Origin of the sequence: Streptomyces sp. NRRL S-378, assembly GCF_000720645.1 — a bacterium.
GTDB lineage: Bacteria > Actinomycetota > Actinomycetes > Streptomycetales > Streptomycetaceae > Streptomyces.
Genome location: NZ_JOBX01000195.1, coordinates 1 through 590, shown reverse-complemented (window position 1 = coordinate 590; position 590 = coordinate 1). Strand labels below are relative to the sequence as shown.

Genomic DNA, 590 nt, shown 5'->3' with positions numbered 1-590 from the left:
TCAGCCGCGGTGGTGGTGTCCGCGGCGGCCCCAGGATTCGGTGTCGATGACGTTGCCGCGGTGGTCGCGGAGGGTGGCGGTGTCGCGGTCGTTCCAGATCTGGTGGCGGCGGTCCTGGTAGACGTCGTGGCGGGTGTCGCGGCCCTGTCCGGTGTGGACCTTGACGGCGGAGCGGCCGTCGAGGCGGAAGTCGTTGAAGCGGTAGCGGTTGCCCTGCCGGTCGGTGAGGGTGAAGCCGCGGAGGTTGACGCTGTGGCGGCCGGTGTTCTTGATCTCGACCCATTCGCGGTTCAGGGCGCGGTTGGAGCGGTCGTTGCGGCCGGGGCTGTCGTACTGGACGTCGCCGATGACGAGGGCGGAGCGCTCGCGGCGGTGGTCGCGGCGGTGGTCGTCGGCCGCGGCGGGCAGCGCGGCCGCGCCGGCCAGGGTGCCGGCGGCCAGGAGGACTGCCAGGACGCGGCGGGTGGCGGGGGAAGCAGACATGGAGGATGGACCCCTTCGACGTCAACGGACGGCCCGGACCGGCGACATGCACCCGCGCATAGGCGGGCGGATGCGTTCCGGCCGGGCTCGAAACGGTTCCCGGCCAC

The 590-nt window shown here is 72.9% G+C and carries 1 protein-coding gene; it reads right to left on the bottom strand.

Annotated features, from left to right (window positions below):
- On the bottom strand, positions 1–483 hold the full coding sequence (locus IH80_RS0138460; RefSeq protein WP_030966570.1) for a lamin tail domain-containing protein: 483 nt from the start codon (positions 481–483) through the stop codon (positions 1–3).
- Positions 484–590 lie beyond the last annotated feature (107 nt).

Coding starts and splice junctions, on each gene's coding strand:
- IH80_RS0138460 (WP_030966570.1), bottom strand. CDS start 483: ATGTCTGCTTCCCCCGCCACCCGCCGCGTCCTGGCAGTCCTCCTGGCC.